This window comes from Segnochrobactrum spirostomi (assembly GCF_009600605.1).
Taxonomy (GTDB): Bacteria; Pseudomonadota; Alphaproteobacteria; order Rhizobiales; family Segnochrobactraceae; genus Segnochrobactrum; species Segnochrobactrum spirostomi.
On sequence record NZ_VWNA01000002.1, the window covers coordinates 262,127 to 287,972 of the forward strand.

Sequence of the window (25,846 nt, forward strand, 5' to 3'; positions counted from 1 at the left end):
GCGTCCATGGTTCAGCGCAGCAGAGCGGCGGGGTCGGCGTGGCGCAGCCGGCGCAGAGCGAGCAGGCCGGCCACCAAAGCCACGGACAGCACAACCGCGGCGGAGAACACCATCATGCTCGCCCGCAGCTCGAACGGGATCTTGTTGAGCTTCGCCAAGACCGCCGTCAGAAGGCTGCAGACGAGGCCAATCGTGAGGCCCGCCGCAGCGACCCAGCCGGATTGCTCGATGACGATCCTGCGCAACGCGGGAGACGAGACGCCGAGCGCCCGCAGGGTGGCATATTGGGTGATGGAGGCGGCCACGGCTCCCATCAGCGTCTGGCTGGTGATGAGCGTGCCCACCAGCATGGCGATGATGGTGGCGAAGACGAAGCCGATGCCGGCGCCGGATTCGAGGAGCCAATAGCGCACCGACCGGCTCGCGAGGTCCGAGGCGGTCCACACCTCGAAGCGGTTGCTCCTCGAGATGGCGGCCAAGTCTTCGTGCACGGCGGCGATGTAACGGGGCTCGACGGTCTTGGCGAGGTAATAGGTCACGCTGTCGGAGGCGGCGAGCGTGGGGTCGAGCATCCGGACCGTGCTCAGCGAGGCCACCACGTTGACGCCGCCCATGGCGCGCAGGTTGCGGGTGGCGCCGACCACCCGGACCAGATGGCCGTTGATCTCGGCTTTCTGGCCGACGTCGGTGACGAGCTTGTCGAGGTCGGACTCGTCCACCAGCACGGCGCCCGGCTCCTGGAGCAGCGCGCGCAAATCCGGCGGCACCGCGTTCATGAGGCCGAGCCCGTCGATGCGTGGGGAAATGCCCACCAGCGTGACGCTGGTGCCGCCGCCCCGGGCGCCGCGCCAATCGCCGTTGCCGAGCAGCAGGGGTTCCACCCGGCCGATGCGCGGATCCATGTAGAGGTTCGCGGCGATGCCGGGATCGATGGACCGCCCGAGATCCGCGCTTTGCGTGCCGGGAAAGCCGATCCAGAGATCGGCCCCGGACTGGGTGACGTAGAGCGCGTTGGCGCTCACGATGCCGAGCAGCAGCGCGCCTTGGACGACCATGAGGATGCCGGAGAAGGCGACGGAAATGGTGGCCGGCAGGAAGCGGCGCCATTCGTAGACGAGGATTCGGCGGGCGAGAGGCACGGCCATCAGGGCCTCCCTGCGGTCGGGGCGGGGGACGAAGCGGCCCCGCCGAGGGCCATGTAGAGCGCCGCGAGCGACAGCGCCTCGGTCTCGCGCGCCGCGACCAGGCGGCGGCGGCGCTCGAGCACGGCGGCGTCCGCGTCCGCCGCGCGGCCGAGATCCGCCAATCCCTCCCGTTGCAGCACGCGCATCTCGCGCACCTTGCGCTCGGACGCCTCCAGGGCGCTGCGTTGCTCGGCGGTGGCCGTGCGGCTCGCCCGCCAATTGGCTTGGGCTGTGACCGCCTCTTGATAGGCATGGAGCACGCTCTCGCGATAAGCGGCGACCGCTTCGTCGTAGAGTGCTTGCCGGGCACTCACGGCCGCCTGCCGGCGGCCATAATCGAGCAGGGGGATTTCGATCGCCGGCCCCCGGCGACGCCGAAGGCCGTGGAGGTGAAGGGGGCGCCGACACCGATGCTCCCGAGGAGGCGCAGGCGCGGGTAGAGGCCCGCCTGGGCGATGCCCACTTCCGCGGCCGCCTGGAGCACCTTCTGTTCCGCCGCGCGCACGTCCGGCCGGGCCCGCAGGAGGTCGGCGGGGCGGCTCGTCCGAGGCGCTTGGGTCGATTGCGGCTGTGCGCCGCTCCGGCTCAAGGCGGCGTCGGGAGTGGACGTTCCGAGCAGGGTGGCGATCTGCTGTTGCAGCCCCTTGGCGCGCGCCGCGAGAGCGGCCTGTTCGCCCCCCAGCTCGGCCAGCGCCGCGGTCAGGTCCGCCTCGGCGGCGGGGGTCGCAAGGCCGGATTGCACCAGGACGCGGGTGGCCTCCATGCGCTGGCGCTGGGTGGCGATCAGCGCCGCGACGATGGCCTGCTGCTGCTGCACTGCGCGCAGGCTGATGTAGGCGCTGGCGACTTCCGCGGTCATCGCGACGCGCACCGCCTCGAGATCCGCGGTGAGCATCGCCTGTCCCGCATCGGCGGCACGGGCGGTATTGTCCGACAGGCCGAACAGGCCCACGTCCCAGCTCATATCGTATCCCGCCATCAGAGGCCGACGCAGCGGGTCGTCGTTCTCGGTCTTGGGCGTCGCCGCGATGGCGGTGCCGCCGGCGCCGACGGTGGGCAGAAACAGGGATTGCGCCGCGGAAGCCTGGGCGCGGCCGGCGGCAAGCCGAGCCCGCGCCTGGGCGAGGGTCAGATTGTTCGCCGCCGCCCGCTCCACCAAGCGGTCGAGGGTGGGGTCGCGGAAGCTGTGCCACCAGCCCGTGAGGTCACGCCGGACGACGGGCGCCCCGGAATCGGCCTCGGCATAGGCGGACGGAAGGGAGGGAGGATCGGTGCCGCCGAGATCGGACGAGGCGCAGCCTGCGAGGAGGAGGACCGCACCCAGAAGCGCGGGGCCGGCTTGGACCACCGACCACGGCTGCGATCGCAAGTGATCGCCCCCCGAATCCGCCGAACCGAGCCGCGTGCGCTTTGGCACAGACCACATGAACGCCCGTTCCCCTTACCGCAGGCACTCTGAGAGCGGGCGCCTGACCGCCCCGACCCCGCTTCGACCGAGGCGCGGCCGCATCGGCACCATCCCGCCGGCGGGTTTGGGCGTTGCCATGCTCTCCCGATATTGCCGCTGCATTACGCCGAGGGCGCGCGGCGTGCGGACCCGCTCGAGAAGATCGAGGGTGCGGGCGATGGCGACGTTGCGCTGCCGGTCGAGGGTGACGATGTGGTAGCTGTCGTCGAGCACTGTCAGATCGACCATTCCGCCGAGGCGGCTGGCGATATAGGTGCTGTTGCGCAGGTCGCTGATGTCGTCGTTGCGGGCGTGCACCAGCAGGGTGGGGGCATCTATGCTCGGCAATTCCGGCCGGACCTTCGCCACCAGGCGCAAGAGTTCGCGCAGCGCCGGTCCCGGTGTGCACAACAGGCCCGCCTCGCTGCTGTCGCCGCTGAGCATGGCCGCCACGAGATGCGCGCGGATGCGCTCGTCGCGGATGCCGTAGGGCTCGCGCTCCATGAAGCGGTAGCGGGTGGCGATGGGGGTGTTGACCGCCAGTCGCAGCAGGAAGCGGTACCAGGGGATCGACCAGCCGTCATACCAGAGGGTCGGGGCGTACAAGGCCAACCCGTGCACCTGCTTGGGACGCTGCGCCGCCAGATGGAGCGCCAGCACCGCGCCGAGCGAGAGCCCGCCGACGACGATGCGATCGCAGCGCTCGGACAGCCGCTGGAAGGCGGCATCGATGCTGGCGTACCAATCCTGCCACCGGGTCGCGAGCAGGTCGCTCTCGCTGCCGCAATGACCCGCGAGCGTGCAGCATGCGGCGGTGTAGCCCTCCGCATGCACGGCGCGCGCGACCCGCTTCAGCTCGATGGGGGTTCCGCCGAGGCCGTGGATCAGCAGCACGCCGGTCGAGCCGCCCTCATAGAGAATGTTGTGTTCCGATGCGGCGGGAAGGTTCGGCATAGGGAAACCTGAGGACGTGAGGGAAGGCAGAGGCGCAAAGGGTGCTAGAAGGGGGCGGTGCTCAGGCGAGCACTTCGTCGAACAGCCGCAGCAAGCGCGCATTGGTGTCGGCATTCAGCCCATGATGGGGCCGCGTCACCGGTGGACGGCACGACCGGTCGAGAAAGGCCAGCGTGCGCCGCCAGGGATCGGTGAACCGTGGGGGCGAGTAGTCGCCGCACACATCGACGCCGACCACCGCATGACGCGACGCGACGGTCCGGATCAGCGCGGCGGCATGAGCCAGACGCATCTCGCCCTGATCCCAGTTCGTCACCGCGTCAGCGGGGGCAAAGACGTCCTTGTCGAGGGTGATCCAGACGTCGTGGGTCGGAATGCGGCGGCTGAGATCGTCGAGGAAGCCCATCCAGGCGTCGCCGCCAACCCGTCTGCCAGTGCAGACGATGGCCGACCGTCGGCAGCGCTTGCGGGCGCGGCAGGAACGGCACCAGGCGCGAAGGCGGATGGTGCCAGGGATAGACCTCCAGACGGCCCGCGGCGATGGCGGCGAGATTGCCGCCCTTCAGTTGGGGCCACGCCAGGTCGTCGCTGCACGGTCCGATGGTGATGACCTTGACGACGTTGGGGTTCTCCAGCGCCCGGTTCACCCACGCGCCGCAATTGAGGGTCGCCGGGAAGGTCACCCAGTCGGGGTGATTGTCGAGATGGATCACCGTGATCGGCTTCGCCCGCCGCATCAGGAAGGCGGCGGTCAGATGATGGAAGTCGCCGGAGCCGTAGAAGATCACCTCCGGCCCGTGGCCGCCGGCGAGCAACCGGTCCAGTCTCTGCAGAAGGCTTGCCACGGCGGAACGGGAGGCCGCGAGGCGCAAGCGCGGGGCGAGGTCGCGCAGGGCCGCGCTGCGGCCCGCACCACCGGCGAGACGCGCGAGGAGGGGCGGCTGCGCGGCCACGGAGCCATCGAGGTCAAGGACGCACAGCCGCATGATTTAGCCTCTGGTTGCGCGGATGAGCAGCGCGTCCAAGAGCTTGAGGGCGAGATCGATCTCCTCCCGGGTGGGGCCGCGATCCCGTCATGCCTCGTGTGCGGCGAGGGACCGCTTCGTCTTCGCGAAAATCATTTCGAACAGGGCACCGCTCCGGGGCGTGCGCCGGTAGCGAAGACGGCCGCCATGTGCCTCGATGATGGCGCGCACGACGGAGAGGCCCAGCCCGTTGCCGCCGAACTCCCGCGAACGGGCGGGATCGCCCCGCGCGAACGGGTCGAACACCCGGGTCTCCATCTCCGGCGTCAGTCCCGGCCCCTCGTCGGCAACGCCGAGGACGACATCGCCGTCGGCCTCGGCGAGGCGGATCGTGATCGTGCCGCGCACGGCATAGCGCCGCGCGTTGGTGACGAGGGCGAGCAGCGCCTGGCGAATGCGCGTCGCATCCGCCTCGACCACGAGATCGGCAAGGTCGAGTTCCAGGCGGAAGCCGTTGGCCCGCAGGTCGTGGACGATCAGCTCCGCCATCTGCGCGATCTCCGACGCGAGGCGAACGGGCTTGATGTGCAGCTCCAGATGGCCGCTATCGGCGAGTGTCACCGTCCGCAGGTCCTCGACCAGCCGCGCCAGGCCGTCGACCTGCAGGATCAGCCCCTGCAGCGAGCGTTCGTCCGGCTTGAACACCCCATCGATCATGCCCTGGAGGCGTCCCTTGAGGATGGTCAACGGCGTGCGCAGCTCATGCGCGATCGTGGCGTTCCACAGGGCCATGTCGGCGGCCATGTCCTGCAGGCGTTGCGCCATCGTGTTGAAATCGTCGATCAGGGCTGCGGTCTCGCCGAGGGCCCGGTCGCCGGTGGTCGCCCGGGCCGTCAGGTCGCCGGCCGTGATCTGCCGCGCGCTGAGCGCGAGCGATTCGAGCGGCTTCAGGATCCGGCGCGCCAGACGCAGCGAGACGAAAGCCGCGATCGGCAGGGTGATGAGGATCAGAACGCCCAGGATCATGAAGTCGATCGAGGTCGGCCAGCCGTCGTCATCAGGAAGGGGATAGAGCGCAATGATCACCGTGTAGGCGAAATAGGTTCCGAAGAAGACCAGAAACCCCGCCGTCACGGTAATGGCCGACATGGCGATGAGGATCTGCCGGCTCAATCCGGCGCGCGGTCCCATCCGTCAGGCCGACAACCGGTAGCCGATGCCGCGCACGCCCGGCATCAGGCCCGCGCCACCCGCTTGCTCGAGCTTCTTGCGCAGCTTGCTGACGTGGCTGTCGACCGTGCGGTCGAGGGCGTCGGAGCCCGGCAGACAGGCGTCGAGCAGTTCGCTTCTCGTGAAGACCTTGGCGGGGCTTCGCGCCATATGGGCGAGGATGCGGAATTCCGTCAGCGTCAACATGAGTTGGACCTCCTCGTCACCTACCCCGAAACGCGCCTGGTAGGCGTCGAGATCGATGGTGAGAGGTCCAACCCGCAGGATGCCCGCCGTGGTCGCAAGGCCGGAGCGGCGCAGGACGGCCTTGGCGCGAGCGACGACCTCGATCGGGTTGAAGGGCTTGACGACGTAGTCGTCAGCCCCGATGCGCAGGCCCTGCAATCGATCGATGTCCTTGTCGAGCGCGGTGATCATGATGGCCGGCGTGTTTCCCCGACGCCGCAGCTCCGCCAAGACCTCCCATCCGTCGAGCCGTGGCATCGAGACGTCGAGCAGGACGAGGTCCGGCTTCAGCGCGAGGTGCAGGTCGATCGCCGTGCGGCCGTCGCGCGCCTGGACCGTCCGAAATCCCTCTCGGGCCAGGTAGGCGTCCAGGATCGTTGAAATCTCGTCGTCGTCTTCGGCAATCAGAACCAGGGCTGGCATGACGGTCTCCTTCGACAAGGGATGCCATCCGGCGCGGATCACGTCGAGCGCTCTCGGCCTCTCTCCATCCGGCCTCCACACAGCCTCCACACAGCATCCACCCGGCGGATCGATAAGGAGACGCCCCCGCCGGGCGGCGGAGGACCACGAAGGATGGCCGCGACGATGCGTCTTTATCCCACTTTTGCCTATGCGGTCGTTGTGGTCGGGGCTCTGCTTCTGTCGGCCTGCAAGGACGGGGCGGACGGTTCGAAGGCGGACGGTGCCGAGGCCCCGACGGACGCGCTGGGTGCGCCCGTTCGGATTGCCGTGCAGACGGTACTGCCCCGCCGCGTGGTCGTCTATGACGAGCTGCCGGGGCGCGTGTCGGCCCGTCGGACGGCGGAGATACGTCCCCAGGTCAACGGCATCATCCAGAAGGTGCTCTTCACCGAAGGTACTGAGGTCGCGGCCGACCAGCCGCTGTTCCAGATCGATGCCGCGCCGTTCGCCGCCGACGTCGAAGCAGCGGCCGCAATCCTGGCCCGGGGGGAGGCGGATCTCTTCAATGCGACCGCCAAGCATAAGCGGGTTGAGGCACTCGCGGCGGCGCGGATCGCGAGCCCCGCTGCGCTCGGCGATGCGACGGCCACGCTGGCGCAAGCGCGGGCAAGCGTCGCCGAGGCCAAGGCCAACTTAACGCGCCGCGAACTGGAGCGTGCGCACGCAACCATCCGCAGCCCCATCGCGGGTCGCATCGGGCAAGCCCTCGTCACCGAAGGGAGCCTGGCGTCCGTCGGCGCCCAGACGCCGCTCGCCGTCGTCCAGCAGATCGACCGCGTCTATCTCGATGTGCGCCAGCCCTCGATGGGTCGGGAACTGCTGGAGGAGATGCTGGAGACGGGGCGGAGTGAGGACGCCGGCGCCCTGCCGGTCAACATCCTGACCATCACCGGCAAACCCTACGCGTTCGAGGGGAGGGTGCTGTTCTCCGAAAGCACAGTCGATCCCGGCACGGGCAGCATCGCCATGCGCGTCGAGGTGCCCAATCCGGACCGTCAATTGCTACCCGGCATGTATCTGCGGGCCAAGGTCCCGCGCGCGATCTATGCCGATGCGTTGACGGTGCCGCAGGAGGCCGTCCGCCGGGCTGGATCGGGGCGGCCGTACCTCACGATCCTCGTCGACGACAAGACGGTCGCCAACCGCGACGTCGAACTCGGGGCACTGGTCGATCGCCAATATGTCGTCCTATCGGGCCTGAAGGCCGGCGAGACCGTGGTCGTCCAGGGGCAGGCGCGCACGGAAGGCGGGCAGCCGCTGGAGCTCGTTCGTTACGAGCCCGCCAAGCCCCACAGCGAAACCTGAGGAGCCCGCGTGATGCCCCACTTCTTCATCGAGCGGCCCGTCTTCGCCTGGGTCATCGCGATCTTCATCGTGCTCGCCGGTCTCGTCGCGATCCCGCAACTGCCGGTCTCGCGCTTTCCGGTCATCGCGCCGCCGAGCATCGTCATCAGCGCCACCTACACCGGGGCCAGCCCGCAAACCATCAACGACAGCATCACGGTGCCGATCGAGCGCGAGCTCGCGTCGGTGAAGAACGTTTTGTATTTCGATTCGACGGCGGACTCTTCGGGCACCGCGAGCATCACCGTCACCTTCAAGCCCGGCACCGACCCCGAGCTCGCCCAGATCGACGTCCAGAACCGCCTGAAGGCGGTCGAGCAGCGCCTGCCCGAGAGCGTTCGCCGCACCGGGCTCTCCGTCGAGGGGGTGACGTCGGGATTCCTGATGATCGTCTCCCTGCGCTCCGAGAGCGGAAGGGCCGATTCCCGGGCGCTCGAGGACTACCTCGTGCGCCAGCTCGCGCCGGAACTCCGGCGGGTGCCCGGCGTCGGCCGCGTCCAGTCGTTCGGATCTGAGGCGGCGATGCGCGTCTGGATCGATCCGGCCCGGCTCGTCTCCTACTCGGTCTCGATGGCGGAGGTGGTGCAGGCGATCCAGGCCCAGAACGTTCCGGTCGCGCCCGGCCGCCTGGGCGAGGCGCCCGCCACGCCCGGACAGATGGTCAGTGTTCCCCTCAGTCTCGACGGGCAATTGAAGACGCCCGAGGCGTTCGCCGCCATCGTGCTGCGCTCCAACCCGGACGGCTCCAAGCTGACGCTGGGCGATGTCGCCAGGGTCGAGATCGGCGCCCAGACGATGGGCTTCTCCATCTTCGACGGCGGAAAGCTCGGCACCGCGGCTGCGATCCAACTCGCGCCCGGGGCCAATGCCGTCTCGACCTCGGACGGCGTCAAGGCCCGTCTCGCCGGACTCGCGCCGTCGATGCCCGAGGGCGTCGCCTATGCCGTCTCCTACGACACCGCGCCGTTCGTGAAGCTCTCGATCTCGAAGGTCGTGCAGACGCTGGCCGAGGCGATGGCGCTGGTGTTCCTGATCATGCTCTTGTTCCTCCAGAACATCCGCTACACGCTGATCCCGGCCATCGTCGCCCCGATCGCCCTGCTCGGCACCTTCGCGGTGATGTGGGCCATCGGCTATTCGATCAACGTGCTGACGATGTTCGGCATGGTGCTGGCGATCGGCATCATCGTCGACGACGCGATCGTGGTCGTCGAAAATGTCGAGCGGCTGATGGCGACGGAGGGCCTGTCGCCGCGTGATGCTTCGCGACGGGCCATGCACGAGATCACTGGCGCCGTGGTCGGCATCACGCTCGTTCTGACGGCGGTGTTCCTGCCGATGGGGCTTGCCGGCGGATCGGTCGGTGCGATCTACCGACAGTTCACGGTCTCGCTCGCGACGTCGATCCTGTTCTCGGCCTTCCTGGCGCTCAGTCTGACGCCGGCCCTGTGTGCGACGATCCTCAAGCCGGTTGTCCACCATCGGCGGCGCAGGGGCTTTTTCGCCTGGTTCAACCGCGGCTTCGAGGGACTGACGGGACGCTATACGACGTGGGTCGGACGGCTGCTGTCGCGGCCCGCCCGCGTCATGCTGATCTACGGCGCTCTCGTCGGGGCCCTGCTCGTGAGCTACGACAGGCTGCCGACCGCCTTCGTGCCGGACGAGGACCAGGGGACGTTCATGACGTCCTTCACGCTGCCGGCCGATGCCACCGCCGAGCGGACCCGGGCGCTCGTGGAACGCTTCGACCGCCACATCGTGGCGCGTCCCGACATCGCCAACAATCTCTCGATCATGGGCTTCGGCTTCTCAGGCTCCGGCGCGAACACGGCGATGGCGTTCACGACGCTGCGCGATTTCGACGCTCGCAAGGGCAGCACGGGTGAGGAGATGCTCGCCGCCGAACGGGCGATGCAGGAGGCGACCGAAGGGGAGGTACTCGTCATGAAGCCGCCGGCCATCGACGAACTGGGCACGACCTCGGGCGTCTCGCTGCGGCTCGTCGACCGCGCCGGCCGCGACCCGGGCGCCTTGCGGGCGGCGTCGGAAACGCTGGTCGCACGCGCCGGCCGAAGCCCGCTCCTGCGCAGCGTGCGGGTCGACGGCCTGCCCGACGGGCCGAGCGTCAAGCTCTCCGTCGACCGCCAGAAGGCCGGTGCGCTCGGGGTCTCCTTCTCGGCCATCAGCGATATGCTCGGCTCTGCGATGGGCTCGACCTACGTCAACGACTTTCCGCGTGCGGGGAGCCTCCAGCAGGTCATCGTGCAGGCGGAGGCGAAGGACCGCATGCAGGTCGAGGACGTGCTGAAGCTCTATGTCCGCAACGACAAGGGCGGAATGGTCCCGCTGTCCGAAGTGGTGACGCCGCAATGGTCTGTCAGCCCGCTGCAGCTCAACCGCTACAACGGCTACCCCTCGCTGAGCCTGTCGGGCGAGGCCGCGCCCGGGGTGTCGAGCGGCACCGCCATGGCCGAGATCGAACGGATCGCCGCCGGGCTTCCCGCCGGCTTCTCGGTGGAATGGACGGGCCAGTCACTCCAAGAGCGCCAGTCGGGCGCTGAGGCGCCGCTGCTCGCCGTCTTCTCCGTAGTCGTCGTGTTCCTGGTCCTGGCCGCCCTCTACGAAAGCTGGGCGATCCCGTTGTCGGTCATGCTCGTCGTGCCGCTCGGGGTCATCGGCGCCGTCGCGGCGGTGTCCCTGCGCGGCCTCGAGAACGACGTGTTCTTCAAGGTGGGCTTGATCGCCTTGATCGGCCTTTCGGCGAAGAACGCCGTCCTGATCGTCGAATTCGCCCGCAAGCTGCGCGGGGAGGGGCGGTCGCTGCGCGACGCGACCATCGAGGCGGCCCGGCTGCGGCTGCGCCCCATTTTCATGACCTCGCTCGCCTTCACCCTCGGCATCCTGCCCCTGGTCATCGCCAAAGGCCCGAGTTCCGAAACGCAGAACGCGCTCGGCACCGGTCTCTTCGGCGGCATGATCTCGGCCACGCTGCTGGGCGTGGTCTTCGTGCCCGTGTTCTTCGTCGTCGTCATGCGGCTCGCGGGCCGAAAGGCTGCGGTCGCGGGCCCGGCTGCGGCCGCTCCGGCCGGGGAATGACCGCGGCGCGCGCCCTGCCGGCCGCAAGGCCCGCCTTTTCTGGACAGGAATGATCGGATGACAGCCTCACGGACCGAACGCCGCGTCACCCTCGATGTCGCCGCCGAGGACGATCGGCCCCACTTCGTCGCGACGCTTCAGGAAGCCTTCGCCATCGCCGTGATCGAAGAGTTCGGCATCTTGGGCGACGGGCCGGTCCCCTCCGAGGAGGACGTGACCGCCTTGTTCGAGGCGCCCAACGCCGTCGTCCTGCGCGTTCTGGAGGACGGCGCGTGGGTGGGCGGCGCCGTCGTCTCGATCGACGCCGAGACCCAGCACAACGCGCTCGATTTCTTCTTCGTCAACGCCGGCGAAAGCGGCCGCGGTCTCGGCCGCAAGGCATGGACCGCGATCGAGGAGGCCTACCCCCTCACCAAGGTGTGGATCACCCACACCCCTCATTTCGAGAAGCGCAACATCCACTTCTACGTGAACGTCTGCGGCTTCCGCATCGTCGAATATTACAATTCCCGCCACCCCGATCCGCATCATCCTGAAGATCCGAGCTGGCCGGAGCTCGGGGGCATGTTCCGCTTCGAAAAGCGCATGTGATCCGACGGGACCGAAGCGGGGCAACCCCTTCGACCGGCAGGCAGGCGGCCACTCTCGACACCGGTGCCTAGCATGCCGATCACGGCAGGGTCGGAATGGCGACGTCTCCTCGGGTGTGTCTTTCGTCAAGACGGCGGGATCGCGGCCCGAAGCCATTGCCGATTAAGCCTGGATGCGACGCAGGCGACGAGATCGACGCGGGCGTCGGAATTTGTCGAAAGCGCCGCGAGCGTTCCATAACAAAGATTATCTGAACGAAAGCTGTAGGCGGGGCAGATTCCATTTTCAAATGCAACGAAGGCATAAATGGTCATGATCTCAGGAGGATGGAATGGCCCGCTCCTTTGTGCATCTGAGTTTGGAGGAACGCCGCGTCGTCGCGCGGATGCATGGCGAGAAGAGCACGCAAGCCGAGATTGCCCGTACGCTGCGCCGGGACCGCTCGACGATCTGCCGGGAGCTGCGACGCAATTTCTGGCACGACCCCGAAGTTCCGATTGCCGAGGGCTACTGGCATCTGACGGCGCATGACATGGCTGCGGATCGGCGTCGCAAGTACCGCAAGCTGCTGCGTCATCCCGAGCTTTGCGCAGCGGTCGTGGATCGGCTGAAGAGCGGCTGGTCGCCGGAGCAGATTTCCGGACGGCTGAGGCTTGCCGGTGGTTCGTCTGCCAGATTGAGCCACGAGACGATCTATCAGTACGTCTATTCTCGCGAGGGCCGGGATCAGCAGTTGGCCCAGTATCTGCCTGCCTGAGCGGCGAAGGAAGCGGAGGCCGAGATACGCTCGTAAGCCGAGAAATCTCATCTTTCCAATCGAATGCGCCATTCGCAACAGACCCGATGTCATTAACTCCCGGAGCGAATTCGGCCATTGGGAAGCGGATCTAATGATCTTCAGAAAGGAACACGGCTCCGCCAACGTCGCCACGGTCATTGAACGCAAGAGCCGCTATACTGTTCTGTTCCGCAACAATGACAGGCGGTCGAAGCCGATCATGAGCCAATTGATCTACCATCTGTCGCCCCTGCCCGCGCAAGCCCGACGAAGCCTGACGTTTGATCGAGGCCTCGAGTTCGTCTCATGGCGTGAACTGGAGAGCGGAATGGGAGCGGCAGCGTGGTTCTGCGACCCGCAAGCGCCCTGGCAAAAAGGCACTGTCGAGAACACCAACAAGCGCGTCCGGCGCTACCTGCCGCCAGACACTATCGTGCTGGATGTGACTGATCAGGACATCCGCAAACTCTGCGAACGGCTCAACGACACGCCACGCAAATGTCTGGGGTTCCAGACACCGAGGGAGACCTTTCGCCGGCATCTGTCGGCTGTGGAATTGGAACGCGTATAGCTCTCTAATGAGCGTTGCATTCAACCTGGAATCTGCCCGCCAAGTGCGAATGGCGCATCTCAATGTTGTTTCCCTGACAAGTGCGAGGACTGCTTTTCTGCGCAGTTTTGCTGTTGCTGCGGTCCAAGCACGTTTCAGCCGCGATCGGCAAATGCGGTCATCGCAAAGCTGATGAAGCTCGACAGCCGGGGCGTCATGCGGCGGTCGCGGTAATAGAGCAGCGACACCGTCCGCTCGCCGGGGTTCCAGTCCGGCAGCACCTGAGCGAGGCGTCCGGCCGCGAGATCCGGGCCGATCAACATCAGCGGCTGCAGAATGATGCCGAGCCCGGCCTGCGCGGCAACGCGCAAGGCTTGGCCGCTGTTGACGCGAACGGCCGCGCGTGGCGTCACCTCGACGACCTCGCCGGCGCGGGTGAGACGCCACGGCGCGCGGGCGGCCGGGGTGAACAGAACGGCCTCGTGGTGCGCCAGATCGCTCGGGTGGCTTGGTATGCCCGCCCGCGCGAGATAGCCCGGCGCGGCGCAGAGCGCCATGCGGTAGGCGGTCAGCCGGCGCGCGATCAGCCGCCCATCGGGCGGCGTCGCGATGCGGAAGGCGACGTCGAACCCCTCCTCGATGAGATCGACATTCCGATCGGTCAGCACGATGTCGAGGATCACATCCGGTGCCGCTGTCCGATACGGCTCGAGCGAGGCCATCAGGACCTCGGAGCCGAACGTCACGGGCGCGGTGATGCGCAACAGGCCGCTCGGCACCCGGCGCACGGTCTCCGCCTCCTGATCCGACAGGGCGACGCGTTCGAGGATGTCGCGGCACTGATCGAGATAGCTCGCGCCGAATTCCGTCAGGCTCTGGCGCCGGGTGGTCCGGTTGATCAGCCGTGTCCCAAGGCGGTCCTCAAGCGCGGCGATGTGCTGACCGACCATCGCCGAAGTGAGGCCGAGCCGCGGCGCTGCCGCGCTCATCGAGCCAGCCTCCACGACGGAGATGAAGGTTCGCATGGCCCGAAAGAGATCCATTCAAAAGCCGAGCTTTGAAATGATGCCAGGAAATCTGGAATTAACAGGCCGGCAAGGCTCAATCAATGTCCCGACATCCTTTCACCCCCCTCGGAGCCACGACATGACCAAGGCGCGATTCGCCGACAAGACCGTTCTGATCACCGGGGCCGGGACCGGCATGGGGCGCGCGGCGGCCCTGCGGCTTGCCGCGGAGGGCGCTCGCCTCGCCCTGCTCGGGCGCCGCGCCGAGCCGCTGCGGGAGCTCGCCGCAACCTTGGCTGGGGAGGGCGGCGAGGCGATCGCCCTCCCCTGCGACATCACGCAAGAAGACGCTGTTGCCGCCGCCGTCGACGAGAGCATCGTTCGGTTCGGCCGTCTCGACGGTCTCTTCGCCAATGCCGGCGAACTTGGCACCTTCAAGCCGATGCGCCAGACGACCGGCCGCGACTTCGATGATCTCATCGCGACCAACCTGAAGGGAACCTTCTTCGTGGTGCGGCAATGCCTGCCCCATCTCGACGGCGGTGCGATCCTCATCAACGCCTCTTGGACGGCGGCCGGCGTGATGCCCATGATCGGCGCCTACGCCAGCACCAAAGGCGCCCTTCTGTCTCTGATGCGCACGCTCGCCGTCGAGGAAGGCGCGCGCGGCATCCGGGTGAATGCCATCAATCCGGGCATCATCTTCACCCGCATGGCCGAGGAGAATCTCGATGCCGCGTTCGCGGCCCGGCTTGCCGCCCACACCCCGCTCGGTCGCAACGGGCGGCCGGAGGATATCGCCGGCACCGTCGCGTGGTTGTTGTCCGAGGATGCCGCGTTCGTCACCGGCCAGGAGATCACCATCGACGGCGGCTTCACGCTCGGCGGCATTCGGCTTTAGAAGGGGGCAACGCCCTCGCCTCCCCTCGGACGCCGCCGGGCTGGCGCGATCCCGATGGCTCGCGCCGCGTCGCGCGCGCGGGCTAGAGCTTCACGGCGAATTCGCGGGCCCAGAGGCGCAAGGCTCGACACCGCTCGACGAACGTCCCGGCCGACGCGCCGTCCTCCAGATCGATAAGACCTTCGTCGGCGTCGGCCTCGACCCCGGCCTTCGCGAGCAGCGGCAGCGCCGCGGCCGAGAAGGCGATGAACTTGCAATGGGCGAACGCGTCGGCCACGAAATCGCGGGCGGCCGCCTCCCCCGTCAGGCGCTCCGCGCCCTCCTCGGAGACGACCAGGGCCACCGCGTCGAACAGCACGGACGGCGCCCCGTCGATCATGTGCTTGGCAGGGATCTTCGTGCCATCCGCTGCCTCGGCGCCGCCGACCTTCGGCGCCACCACCTCCATCGTCGCCCCTTCTCGTGCGAGCGCAGCCTCGAGGCGCTGAAGCAAGGCCCCGTCGCAACCGTCGCTGACGAGGACGCCGACCTTGCGCCCGGCGAAGCTCGGTGGCCCGTTCTCGATGATGCTGAGGGCCGGCGATGGGGGCAGATCGTCGCGCGGCTCGACCGCCGCATCGGCGGGCTGCGGCAGCTCGTCGAACCCGAGCTTGTCGGCCACGGTGGCGGCGAGCCCCTCGTCGATGTTGAGGAGATGGGCGACCATCCGCTCGCGGATGACCGGATCCTCGCATTTGCTGAGCTCGAAAGTCAGCGCCATGGCGATGTGCTTCTGCTCGGTCACCGTCTGGCTGACGAAGAACTGGCGGGCCTGACTATAATGGTCGGCGAAGCTCTCGGCCCGCAGGCGCGCCTTGGGCGCTGCGATCTCTTCCGGAAATGTACGGAAGCCGCGGACGGGATCCTCCCGCGGGCCGTCGCCCCGGGAGTTCGGCTGGTAGTTCGTGCGCCCCGCCGGATTGCGCATCGCCATGTGGCCGTCCTGCTGGAAATGAGCGAACGGGCATTTGGGGGCGTTGATCGGCAGGTGAGTGAAGTTCGGGCTGCCGAGGCGCTTCAATTGGGTGTCGAGATAGGAGAAGTTGCGGCCCTGCAGCAGGGGATCGTTGGAGAAATCGATGCCCGGCGGCACGTTCTGCGTCATGAACGCGACTTGCTCGGTCTCGGCGAAGAAATTGTCCGGCATCCGGTCGAGAACGAGGCGTCCGACCGGGATGGGGGGCAGCACCTCCTCGGGGATGATCTTGGTCGGGTCGAGCACGTCGAAAGCGAACTGATCGGCGAAGTCCTGGTCGAACACTTGGACGCGAAGCTCCCATTCCGGGAAATTGCCGGACTGGACTGCGTCCCAAAGGTCGCGCCGGTGAAAGTCGGGATCGGCGCCGTTGATCTTCACGGCCTCGTTCCAAACCACCGATTGCAGGCCGAGCTTCGGCTTCCAGAGGAACTTCACGAAGGTCGAGTCGTCGCTTTCGTTCAGGAAGCGGAACGTGTGGACGCCGAAGCCTTCCATGAAGCGGAACGACCGCGGGATCGCCCGATCGGACATGACCCACATGATCATGTGCATCGATTCCGGGGTGAGCGAGATGAAGTCCCAAAAATTGTCGTGGGCCGATTGCGCCTGGGGGAAGGCGCGGTCCGGCTCCGGCTTGACCGAGTGGATCAAGTCCGGAAACTTGATCGCATCCTGAATGAAGAAAACCGGGATGTTGTTGCCGACGAGGTCCCAGTTGCCCTCCTTCGTATAGATCTTCACCGCGAAGCCACGCACGTCCCGGGCGAGGTCGAACGAGCCCTTGGAACCCGCGACGGTCGAGAAGCGCACGAAGGCCGGGGTTTTCTCGCCGGCGCGCTGAAAGACGTCGGCGCGGGTATAGCGCGCGAGGGACTCGTACGTTTCGAAATAGCCATGGGCGCCGTAGCCGCGGGCATGGACGACGCGCTCGGGAATGCGCTCGTGATCGAAATGGAAAATCTTCTCGCGGAAGTGGAAGTCTTCGAGGAGGCTGGGGCCCCGGGCTCCTATCCTGAGCGCGTTCTGATCGTCGGCGACCGGCCCGCCCTGGGCGGTGGTCAGAACCGGGGTGCCTTCCGCCGCGATCTGATGCAGTTCGCCGCCTTGGCCGAGGAGTAAGGTCTGATCGTGGATCGTCGCCGTCTTCGGTGTCGCCGTCTTGGGTGTCGCTGGCTTGGTCTTGCGTGCCATGGGCGTGCGCTCCCTCACGTTTGCCGTGCCGGACGATTGCCCGCACTGCCTCCCTAACTCGTGGGACTGCGTTTTGTTGCGCGCGCCGTTTGGGTGGGGATATTCAGTGTTGATGAAGTAATTTTTGACGTATTTATAATGTAATAGGACTCTAACGACTGAATGGCCTTGTCGATCAGTTTATGTGCAATGACGTTCGAGGCGGACGCGGCGCGCGGGGGCGGCATCCCCGCTATCTGGATCGGCGGCGCATGACGCGTGCGGCGCTCAATTTGGGCGACCGCTTCGCATACGCCGCCGCCCGAGAGTTCGCGCTATAGGGACATATGAAAATCGTGGCTCTTGCCGTCGAGGGGGATCCCGGTGAAGCTGTCCGATGACGGGATGCGAACGCCGTCGAGTTGCCGGTAAGGCTCGCCATCCCGTGCGGCACGAACGTCGATCCTGCAGGTGGTGTCGCCGAGCGCGATTGTGGCCGCGAAGCCAGGCCACCCTGCGGGGATGCAGGGATCGACCAAGAGGTATGCCCCCTTCCGGCGGATGCCGAGAATGCCCTCGACGCCGGCGCGGTGCATCCAGCCGGCCGCGCCCGTGTACCAGGTCCAGCCACCGCGCCCAATGTGAGGTGCCACGGAATAGATGTCGGCCGCGACGACGTAGGGCTCGACCTTGTAGCGCTCGGCCTGTTCGGGTGTGTCAGCGTGGTTGATGGGATTGAGAAGGTCGAACAGATCGAATGCTTTGTCGCCCTCGCCCAGTTTCGCGAAGGCGAAGATCGCCCACATGGCGGCATGACTATATTGTCCGCCATTCTCGCGCAGACCCGGCGGATAGCCCTTGATGTAGCCGGGATCGAGTGTCGTCGTGTCGAAGGGCGGGGTGAACAGCAGAGCGAGGCCCTCCTCGCGGCGGATCAGATGCCGCTCGAGCGAGGCCATCGCCGTAGCCGCGCGCGCAGGGTCGGCGGCGCCGGACAGCACCGCCCAGGATTGCGCGATGGAATCGATGCGGCACTCGCCGCTATCATGAGATCCGAGCCAGGTGCCGTCGTCGAATGTGGCCCGGCGATACCATTCCCCATCCCAGGCCGAACGCTCCAGCGCCTCCAGGACCGACGCGGCATGGGCACGCCAGCGACGGGCGCGTTCGGGATCACGCTCCTCCGCGACGGGGGCGAGCAGCTCGATCGTGCGGATGAGCAGCCAGCCGAGCCAGACGCTTTGGCCCTTGCCGCCCTCCCCGACGCGATTCATGCCATCGTTCCAGTCGCCGGTGCCGATCAGGGGCAGGCCGAGCTCGCCGGTCAGGGTGAGGGCGTGATCGAGGCCACGCGCGCAATGCTCGAACAGCGAGGTGGTCACGTCCGCGGGCATCGGCTGGAAGAAGTGCTCGTGTTCTTCCGGCCGCAACTGCGCCCCGTCGAGATAAGGCACGATCTCATCGAGGATCGCCGTGTCGCCCGAGCCTTCGACATAGGTCGCCGTGGCGAAGGCGAGCCAAACATGATCGTCGGAGATGCGGGTTCGCACGCCCTGGCCCGATTGCGGCAGCCACCAATGCTGCATGTCGCCCTCGACGAATTGCCGCCCGGCGGCACGCAAGAGGTGGGCGCGCGTCTCCGCCGGCAGCGCCAGTGTCAGCGCCATGCCGTCCTGCAATTGATCGCGGAAACCATAGGCGCCGCTCGCCTGGTAGAAGGCGGAGCGCGCCGTGATGCGGCAGGCGAGCGTCTGATAGAGCAGCCAGCCGTTGAGCATGATGTCCATCGCCCGGTTCGGCGTCTCCACCTTGACGGTGCCGAGGATCGTGCTCCAGTGTTCCGTCACCGCGGCGAGAACGCCATCGAGGTCGGCCGCGCGATAGCGGGTGATCAGGGCCCGCGTTTCCTCTACCGATCCGCACTGGCCAATGAACGAGACGACCTCGACGGTCTCGCCAACGCCGAGTTCGACGGTCGTCTGCAACGCCGCGCAGGGATCAAGGCCGGCGCCGACGCTCCCGGAAAGCGGCGCCTTCACGGCGAGGGCAAGAGGCGAGGCCAGCCCGCCATTGCGGCCGAGGAACTCGGTGCGGTCGGCCGTCCATGCGGTTTGCCGTCCGGCCAGATCGGCGAAGGCGACACGTGAGCCGAAGGCCGCACTCCAGCGATTGCGCGCGAGAATCGCCCCAGTCTGGGCGTCCATCTCCGTGGTGACGAAGGGGGCAGACGCCCCCGCGAGGTTCCGAGCACCCATTCCGCATAGGTGGTGACGGAGAGCCGGCGGGGCCGACCGGACAGGTTGGTGAGCTTCAGCCGGGAGATCTTGAGCGGATCATCGAGCGGGACGTAGTGGAGCAGATCGAGGCCGATGCCGTTCGCCTTTAGCTCGAAGCGGCTATAGCCGAAGCCATGCCGCGCGACATAGCGGCCGTTGCCGCGGATCGGCTGTGCGGTCGGGCTCCACACTTCCCCGCTCTCCTCGTCCCGCACATAGATCGCCTCGCCCGCGGGATCGACGACCGCATCGTTCGACCATTGGGTGAGTTGGTTCTCGCGGCTGTTTTCAGCCCAGCTATATGCACTTCCCTCTGCTGAGACCTGGAAGCCGAAGCCCGCGTTGGCCACGACGTTGATCCACGGGGCCGGCGTGGTGCGGCCGTGTTCGAGGATCGTCACATATTCGCGCCCATCCTTGTCGAAACCGCCGAAGCCATTGAAAAACTCAAGCGTCGGCGATTGCCGCGACGGCGCGGACGTCGGCGTCGGCACCCCGTCCAGTGGCCGGGCAAGACGACGGGCGGAGGCGGGCTCAGGTGTCCGGCGCATACGGGCGATCTGGTCGGCAATGCCTCCGCGCCGCGCCACCAGTGCGACACGAGCAACGGATTGAAGCAGCGCGCGCGATTCCACGCTCATGAGATCCGCGCGGAGCACATGGACCGATCCGATCGCCGCTTGCTCGCCGAACAGCGGTGAGGAAGCGTTGGTGCGTACAGCGGTCTCGATGGCGATCTGCAAGTCCTGCACATAGGAGGAAGCGCGCTCGTTGATGATGACGAGGTCGACGGCGAGATGCTTCATCCGCCAATATTCGCGGGCGCGCAGCAATTGACGCACCTGTGCGATGTCTTCGATATCGTCGATGCGCAACAGCACGATCGGCAGGTCGCCGGAGATGGCGTGCTGCCAGAGACCCGATTGCGGGCCGGCACCTCGCAGAATGGCCTCGGACGGCGCCCGGAAGCGCTTGTCGGCATAAAGCAGTGGGGCGGCCAGCCGCTGGAAGTCGGAGGCCTCCTCCGCGTCCACGTCGATATGGCGAAGCTGCACCTGCGCCTGCGTCCACGCCAGCGTGCGGGCGCGATCGAACGCATTGCGGTCGTAATGGGTATCGATGAGGTCGAGAAGTTCCTCGCGCGACGGGGCGACCATGGTCCAGAACGCGACGCGGGCGATCTTGCCTGGCGCGATGCGCACGCTCCGGCGCAATGAGAAGATCGGGTCCAGCACCGTGCCGACGGTGTTCGACAGCGGCTGAAAGTCGGACATGGCGTCGACCTTGCCGATATTTCGCCCACGGCCGATGAAACGGGCGCGAGCGGTCTCGTATTGCGGATCGGCGGCGATCTCACCTTCCACCACCGCAAAATGCGCCGCCCATATTTGCGCTTCCCCCGGCGTCCGACGTCGCCGTGTGGCGATGATGGCGCCGAACTCCGGCAGATGCTCCGTCTCGACGAACATCTTGGCGAAGGCCGGATGGGCATTGTCCGCGGCGGGCGTCGTCAGGACGAGCTCGGCATAGGACGTCAGCTCGATCTTGCGGGTTCGACGGCCACTATTGGTGAGCGACACACGCCGAACCTCGCCGTCGTGCTCACCGGATACGATGACGTCCATCGTCGTCGTCAGGCCAGCGTCGTGACGGATGAACTCCGCGTGGTCCTCACCGAACACGATGTCGCTTTCACGGGCGTCGTCCGCCATCGGTTGGGTTGTCGCCGACCAGACGGTTCCGCTCCGCGTGTCACGGAGGAAGATGAAGGAACCCCAATCGTCGCGCGTGGCATCCTCGCGCCAGCGCGTGATGGCGATATCGCGCCAGCGGCTGTAGCCACCTCCGGCCGCCGTCAGCATGACCGCGTAGCGGCCATTGGAGAGAAGGTGCGTAATCGGCGCCCCGGGTGACGGAGTGGTCAGGCGACGCACCGCAGAGCCGTCGCCGCGCACCTCCGCGGAGGCGGAACGAACCTCCTCGGCGCGCGGCCGCGCCACGACGACATCGCGCGGCGAGCGTTCCTGCAGCAGCAGTTCGCTCGCCCTTATCATCGGCTCGCGATGGAAGCGGGCGCGCATCTCGCCCGCCAGAAGGGCGTTGGCGATGGCGACGATGGTCATGCCCTGATGATGCGCCATAAAACTGCGCACGATGGCGACGCGCTCGTCCTCAGGCACCCGCGCCGGCGTGAAGTCGAGCGCTTCATAGAAGCCGTAGCGCCCCCGCGCACCCAGCTCGGCGAGACGAGAATAGTTCTGTTGCGCTCGCTCGGGCTCCACCATGCTGGCGAGGCCGGTTGCATAGGGCGCGACGACGATGTTCTCCGACAGGCCGCGCTTGAGGCCGAGGCCGGGCACGCCGAAATTGGCGTATTGGTAAGTGAATTCGATGTCGCGCGCATTGTAGGCGGACTCCGACATGCCCCACGGAATGCCGAGCGCGTGGGCATAGGAACGCTGCCGCTCGACGACGAGGCGGTTGGTCTGTTCGAGCACGCTGCCGGCCGGCGCCCGCATCACCAGCGACGGCATGAGATATTCGAACATCGATCCCGACCAGGAGATCAGCGCCGAGCCGTTGCCCAGCGGCGTTGCGAGCCGGCCGAGCCGGAACCAGTGGCGCGTCGGCGCATCGCCCTTGGCGATGGCGAACAGGCTGGCGAGCCGGGCTTCGGAGGCCAGCAGGTCGTAGCAACTCGGATCGAGGCCGTTCTCGTCGAGCGAATAGCCGATCGAGAGCAATTTTCGCTCGGGGTCGAGCAGAAAGGCGAAATCCATCTCCATCGCCATGGTCCGCGCGGTGGCCGCGAGTGCGGTCAGGCGAGCACCCGTGGCGGCCGGCGTCTCGAGGAATTGCAGGCGGTCTCGCTCGCGTTCGCTCACAGCCCGTCCGAGTGCCTCGACCCAATAGGTGAGGTCCGCGCTGCCATCGCCGCTGGCCGTCGGGTTGATCTCCTGCGCAATCCTTCGGGCCTTGTCGACGAGCCGCTTCACGATCGGAGCCGCCGCCGCCAAGCCCTGCACGCCGTTCAGTTGGGCGTCGATCTCTTCAAAGACTCTGGTCAGCGCCCCGCCTTGCGGTGTCCCCGCGCTGGGTTGCACCTGCAACGCCTCACGAGCCAACGCGAGAGCATCCGTGATGCCCTCGCGCGCCGTATCGAGGGCGACAGGCGCGCCCGTCCATTCGTCGCAGGCATTGGCGAGCGCGATCAGGTGACCGGCGAGATTGCCGCTATCAACGGACGAGACGTAGGCGGGCGGCAGGACTGCGAGAGTTTGCGTTTCGTACCAATTGAAGAAGTGCCCGCGGAACCGGGGCAGCTTCTTCAGGGTCTCGAACGTCGCCTCCAGCCGTTCGATCGTTGCGACTGTGCCGCTCCAGCCGAAGTCGCGGGCGGTGACGGCGGAGAGCAGATAGAGGCCGATATTGGTCGGCGAGGTGCGATGGGCCACGACCGGCTTCGGCACCTCCTGGAAATTGTCCGGCGGCAGCATGTTGTCGGCCGGTGTGACGAAGGTCTCAAAGTAACGCCAGGTCCGCCGGGCGATCAATCGCAGCTCGTGCGCTTCGCGCGTGCCGACAGCAAGACGCTGCGGCACTCCCGTCGAGCGGCTTACCCGGTTCGCGATCGCCGGCGCGCCCAGCCAGAGCAAAGCGAAGGGAAGCACGAGCGGCCAGGAGGACGGCGCCGCAGCGACTGCGCTCACGGCAAGGACCAGGCCGAGCGCGGTACTGCCCACCATCCGCCGATAAAACCCGACGATATCGAGCCGCGGCCCAGCCGAGGATTTTGCCGCCGTCGTCCATTCCAGCAGATGGCGGCGCGTCACCAACAGACGCAGCAGCGTGCGGATCGCGGCATCGCCCGCCCACCATGCCTGATCAACGAGAAAGACCAGCGACAGCGACGCGCGGGCTACCTCGAGCCGTATGTCGGTCAGCACTTGGGCGACATGGCTACGGATGCGTATGTCGGGACGGTGCGGCAGCAGTCCCAAGAGGATCTGCATGAAGGCCGGAATCGCGATGGTACCGATGACCAAGAGCGTACCGACGAGCGCGGCCGGCATGGGGAACAGCCAACACAGGGTCAACGAAAGCAGGGTGAGCGGCGCCACCACGGAACGCCTCAGATTGTCGAGCATCTTCCCGCGTCCGACCCGGGTGAGCCCGCGCCGGCCCGGCCCCTCGCGGAGGATCCACGGAAGCAACTGCCAGTCGCCGCGCGTCCAACGATGCTGTCGCTTGGCAACGACATCGTACCGCGAGGGGAATTCTTCGACGACCTCGATATCCGAGGCGAGGCCTGCGCGGGCGAACACGCCCTCGAAGAGATCGTGGCTGAGCAGCGTGTTGTCCGGGATGCGGCCGGCCAGCGATGCTTCGAACGCGTCGATCTCGTAAATGCCCTTCCCCGTATAGGAGCCTTCGCCGAACAAGTCCTGATAGACGTCGGAAACGGCCGCCGCATAAGGGTCCATACCGCCGCCACCGGAAATCACCCGCTGGTAGAATGAACCTTCACGGCCGATCGGTAGCGAGGGGGTGACGCGCGGCTGGAGAATGCCGTAGCCGGCGACGACTCGCTGCTCGACGGCGTCGAATTTCGCTCGGTTCAACGGATGCGCCATCTTGCCGACAAGTCGCAGCGCCGCGTCGCGCGGCAGGCGCGTGTCGGCGTCCAGCGTGATGACATAGCGCACGTCCGCCGGGACCTCCGGCGGGCGCCCCTCCACGGCCATGAAGGAGGTATCGCGCGCCCCTCGCAGCAGCCGGTTCAACTCGTGCAGCTTGCCGCGCTTGCGCTCCCACCCCATCCATTTCCCTTCGGCGGGATTGAACCGGCGATCGCGGTGCAGCAGCAGGAAACGGTTGCCGGCAGGCCCCGGACCATAGCGCAGATTGAGCTGATCGATCCCCCGCAGCGCGACTTCCAGGAGCGCCGCGTCGCCCGGCATAACCTCGTGATCGGCATCGATGCCGTCCGATAGCAGCGCGAAGGTGAGATCACCGCCCGCACCGGAGAGGAAATGGACCTCGAGCCGCTCGAGCTGCTCCTGAAGATCTGCCTCGCTGGTGAGCAGCGTCGGGACGGCGATGAGCGTGCGCAGCGAACTCGGGACTCCGCCCGCGAGTTCGAGGCCGGGCAGGATGGCGGCGCCGAACATCCACGCGACGCCACGGTTCACAAGAGCGGTCGCCACTTCGCTTGCCGGGACGAAGCCGACGATTGCGAAGGCGACGAGCCATCCGCCCGACAGGCCGGCGGCGGCGAGCGCCAGGAGAGCCAGCGCGATGAGGCCACATGTGACGGCGAGGATGGTGCCGACATAGCCGCCGATTCCGAACCGGATGCTGAGGCGACTGAGGCGAAGGCGGGGCGGCGGGCGAAAATCGATGGTCCGCTCGAAGGCACTCCGTCCCTCGCCGACGAGGTAGTAGCCGGGATCGGCAGCCGGCTCCGACTGCGCATCCGGGGCCGCGGCGGCCGCGGCCTGCAGTGCCCGCCCGGCGATGTCGAGTTCCGACCGCGCGGAGCCGCGCGAAAGCTGTTCGATCGCGCTGCGATAGAGATTTCGCGTGGCGAAATCCATTGCGGCAAAGGCGCTGCCCACACGCAGCCGGTCATCGACGAGACTGACGCTTTCGAACAGCTCGGCCCAGTCGATGTCGGAAATCAGCCGCATGCTGGTGATGACATTGCGCACGGTCACATTGGAGGCGCCGAGCCGCTGCTGGGCGTGCTGGACCACGCCGTCGACCGTCGACCCCTGCGCGCCCAGTCGCGCCTCCAGCCATCCCAATGCCGGCGTGATCCGGGGGTCCTGGTCCCTGAGCCGCTTGACCAGTTGGGCGGCGAACACCTCGTCCAGCGGTTCCGGGGAGCGGCTCAAAATGTCCGCATCGAGCGCGGCGCGGGCTTCGCCCAAGGCGAGAAGCCGTTCGGCCAGGAGATCCGCTTCCAGACGCCACTGACGTCCCGCGGTGATTTGGTCCGCGAGGCGGCGGAGGTTCTCGATGAGCACGATGCGCAGGGTGATCGCCACTGCCCAAAGCTCACCGATGGTGAGCGGCTCGACCTGCTGATAGGCCGCGATGAAGCCGCGCAGCGTCTCGGGATCGAAATGGCTGTCGGTGTGGGCCACGTAGGCCCAGGCGATGCCGAGCACGCGAGGATAGCCGGCGAACGGACCCTCGGCGAGCTTCGGCAACTGGCGATAATAGCCGGGCGGCAGGTCGTCGCGGATCTCGCGGACCTGCTCCTCGACGAGGTGATAATTGTCCAGCAGCCACTCTGCCGCCGGCACGACGGCCCGGCCGGCTTCCGCATCGGCCGCCGTTGCCCTGTAGGCAGCGAGCAGAACGCCAGCATTATTCTTCAGGCGGGCATGCAGGGAAATGATCTTGGGCGGCTGATCGGTGATAGACTGGGCTTTTGCCAGGCTACGCGCATGCTGTTCAAGTCGGTCGGCACCGAACAGTTCTTGGCGGATAGGCACGCCGTCGTTCCAGACAGAGCTTCGCCACGCCGGGATTTTCCAATTCAATAGCCACGATCCATAGCGATGATGAAGTTCGGCGATCGGCGTCATGTATGCCTTCCGGTCCGGAGTGGCGCGAGAGACATAGGCCGGCGACGAT

At 67.0% G+C, this 25,846-nt stretch carries 15 protein-coding genes and 2 pseudogenes; 5 read left to right on the forward strand and 12 right to left on the reverse strand.

Going from position 1 to position 25,846, the window contains the following annotated elements; all coding sequences use genetic code 11:
* Positions 1–11: 11 nt before the first annotated feature.
* The 8 genes from F0357_RS19750 to F0357_RS19785 all read right to left on the reverse strand — a co-directional run bounded on the left by F0357_RS19750 (position 12) and on the right by F0357_RS19785 (position 6,428).
* The gene (locus F0357_RS19750) at positions 12–1,145 is read right to left on the reverse strand and encodes an ABC transporter permease (RefSeq protein ID WP_153488294.1); all 1,134 of its coding nucleotides are present in this window, start codon (positions 1,143–1,145) and stop codon (positions 12–14) included.
* The gene (locus tag F0357_RS19755; protein ID WP_312861745.1) at positions 1,145–1,498 is read right to left on the reverse strand and encodes a TolC family protein; all 354 of its coding nucleotides are present in this window, start codon (positions 1,496–1,498) and stop codon (positions 1,145–1,147) included. The genes F0357_RS19750 and F0357_RS19755 overlap by 1 nt, the downstream gene beginning before the upstream one ends.
* Positions 1,495–2,553, reverse strand: a complete 1,059-nt coding sequence (locus F0357_RS19760; protein WP_208948491.1) for a TolC family protein — start codon at positions 2,551–2,553, stop codon at positions 1,495–1,497. Before F0357_RS19760 ends, F0357_RS19755 begins: the two co-directional genes overlap by 4 nt.
* A 72-nt stretch (positions 2,554–2,625) precedes the next feature.
* Positions 2,626–3,585, reverse strand: a complete 960-nt coding sequence (locus F0357_RS19765) for an alpha/beta hydrolase (protein WP_153488303.1) — start codon at positions 3,583–3,585, stop codon at positions 2,626–2,628.
* A gap of 61 nt (positions 3,586–3,646) precedes the next feature.
* The gene (locus F0357_RS19770; RefSeq protein ID WP_153488308.1) at positions 3,647–3,991 is read right to left on the reverse strand and encodes a hypothetical protein; all 345 of its coding nucleotides are present in this window, start codon (positions 3,989–3,991) and stop codon (positions 3,647–3,649) included.
* The gene (locus F0357_RS19775) at positions 3,906–4,571 is read right to left on the reverse strand and encodes a hypothetical protein (RefSeq protein WP_153488312.1); all 666 of its coding nucleotides are present in this window, start codon (positions 4,569–4,571) and stop codon (positions 3,906–3,908) included. The genes F0357_RS19770 and F0357_RS19775 overlap by 86 nt, the downstream gene beginning before the upstream one ends.
* Before the next feature lie 87 nt (positions 4,572–4,658).
* On the reverse strand, positions 4,659–5,723 hold the full coding sequence (locus F0357_RS19780; RefSeq protein ID WP_153488317.1) for an ATP-binding protein: 1,065 nt from the start codon (positions 5,721–5,723) through the stop codon (positions 4,659–4,661).
* Between the two features lie 21 nt (positions 5,724–5,744).
* Complete coding sequence (locus tag F0357_RS19785) at positions 5,745–6,428, reverse strand: response regulator (RefSeq protein WP_153488321.1); 684 nt, start codon at positions 6,426–6,428, stop codon at positions 5,745–5,747.
* Between the two features lie 153 nt (positions 6,429–6,581).
* Between F0357_RS19785 and F0357_RS19790 the strand changes: the two genes are divergently transcribed.
* Genes F0357_RS19790 through F0357_RS19800 form a run of 3 tightly spaced genes read left to right on the forward strand, consistent with a single transcriptional unit; the run spans position 6,582 to position 11,501 of the window.
* A complete protein-coding gene (locus F0357_RS19790) occupies positions 6,582–7,775 on the forward strand; it encodes an efflux RND transporter periplasmic adaptor subunit (protein ID WP_153488326.1) in 1,194 nt (397 codons plus the stop codon).
* A 12-nt stretch (positions 7,776–7,787) separates the two neighbouring features.
* A complete protein-coding gene (locus F0357_RS19795; protein WP_153488330.1) occupies positions 7,788–10,910 on the forward strand; it encodes a multidrug efflux RND transporter permease subunit in 3,123 nt (1,040 codons plus the stop codon).
* A gap of 57 nt (positions 10,911–10,967) precedes the next feature.
* A complete protein-coding gene (locus F0357_RS19800; protein ID WP_153488334.1) occupies positions 10,968–11,501 on the forward strand; it encodes a GNAT family N-acetyltransferase in 534 nt (177 codons plus the stop codon).
* Positions 11,502–11,626: 125 nt separating this feature from the next.
* Here the strand turns inward: F0357_RS19800 and F0357_RS24240 are convergent, their stop codons facing one another.
* Positions 11,627–11,815, reverse strand: coding sequence for a hypothetical protein (locus tag F0357_RS24240; protein ID WP_208948493.1), 189 nt, complete (start codon positions 11,813–11,815; stop codon positions 11,627–11,629).
* A gap of 17 nt (positions 11,816–11,832) precedes the next feature.
* Here F0357_RS24240 and F0357_RS19805 point away from each other — a divergent pair.
* Positions 11,833–12,850: pseudogene (locus F0357_RS19805) on the forward strand (IS30 family transposase).
* Positions 12,851–12,984: 134 nt separating this feature from the next.
* Here the strand turns inward: F0357_RS19805 and F0357_RS19810 are convergent.
* Positions 12,985–13,872, reverse strand: coding sequence for a LysR family transcriptional regulator (locus tag F0357_RS19810; protein ID WP_153488337.1), 888 nt, complete (start codon positions 13,870–13,872; stop codon positions 12,985–12,987).
* Between the two features lie 103 nt (positions 13,873–13,975).
* On the opposite strand from F0357_RS19810, the gene F0357_RS19815 reads away from it, so the two are divergent.
* Positions 13,976–14,737, forward strand: a complete 762-nt coding sequence (locus tag F0357_RS19815) for an SDR family NAD(P)-dependent oxidoreductase (RefSeq protein WP_153488340.1) — start codon at positions 13,976–13,978, stop codon at positions 14,735–14,737.
* 82 nt (positions 14,738–14,819) lie between these two features.
* Here the strand turns inward: F0357_RS19815 and katE are convergent, their stop codons facing one another.
* Together katE and F0357_RS19825 are read right to left on the reverse strand one after the other, a co-directional pair.
* The gene (katE, locus tag F0357_RS19820; RefSeq protein ID WP_153488344.1) at positions 14,820–16,946 is read right to left on the reverse strand and encodes a catalase; all 2,127 of its coding nucleotides are present in this window, start codon (positions 16,944–16,946) and stop codon (positions 14,820–14,822) included.
* 314 nt (positions 16,947–17,260) lie between these two features.
* Positions 17,261–25,797 (reverse strand): annotated as a pseudogene (locus F0357_RS19825) (GH36-type glycosyl hydrolase domain-containing protein).
* Between the last annotated feature and the right edge of the window lie 49 nt (positions 25,798–25,846).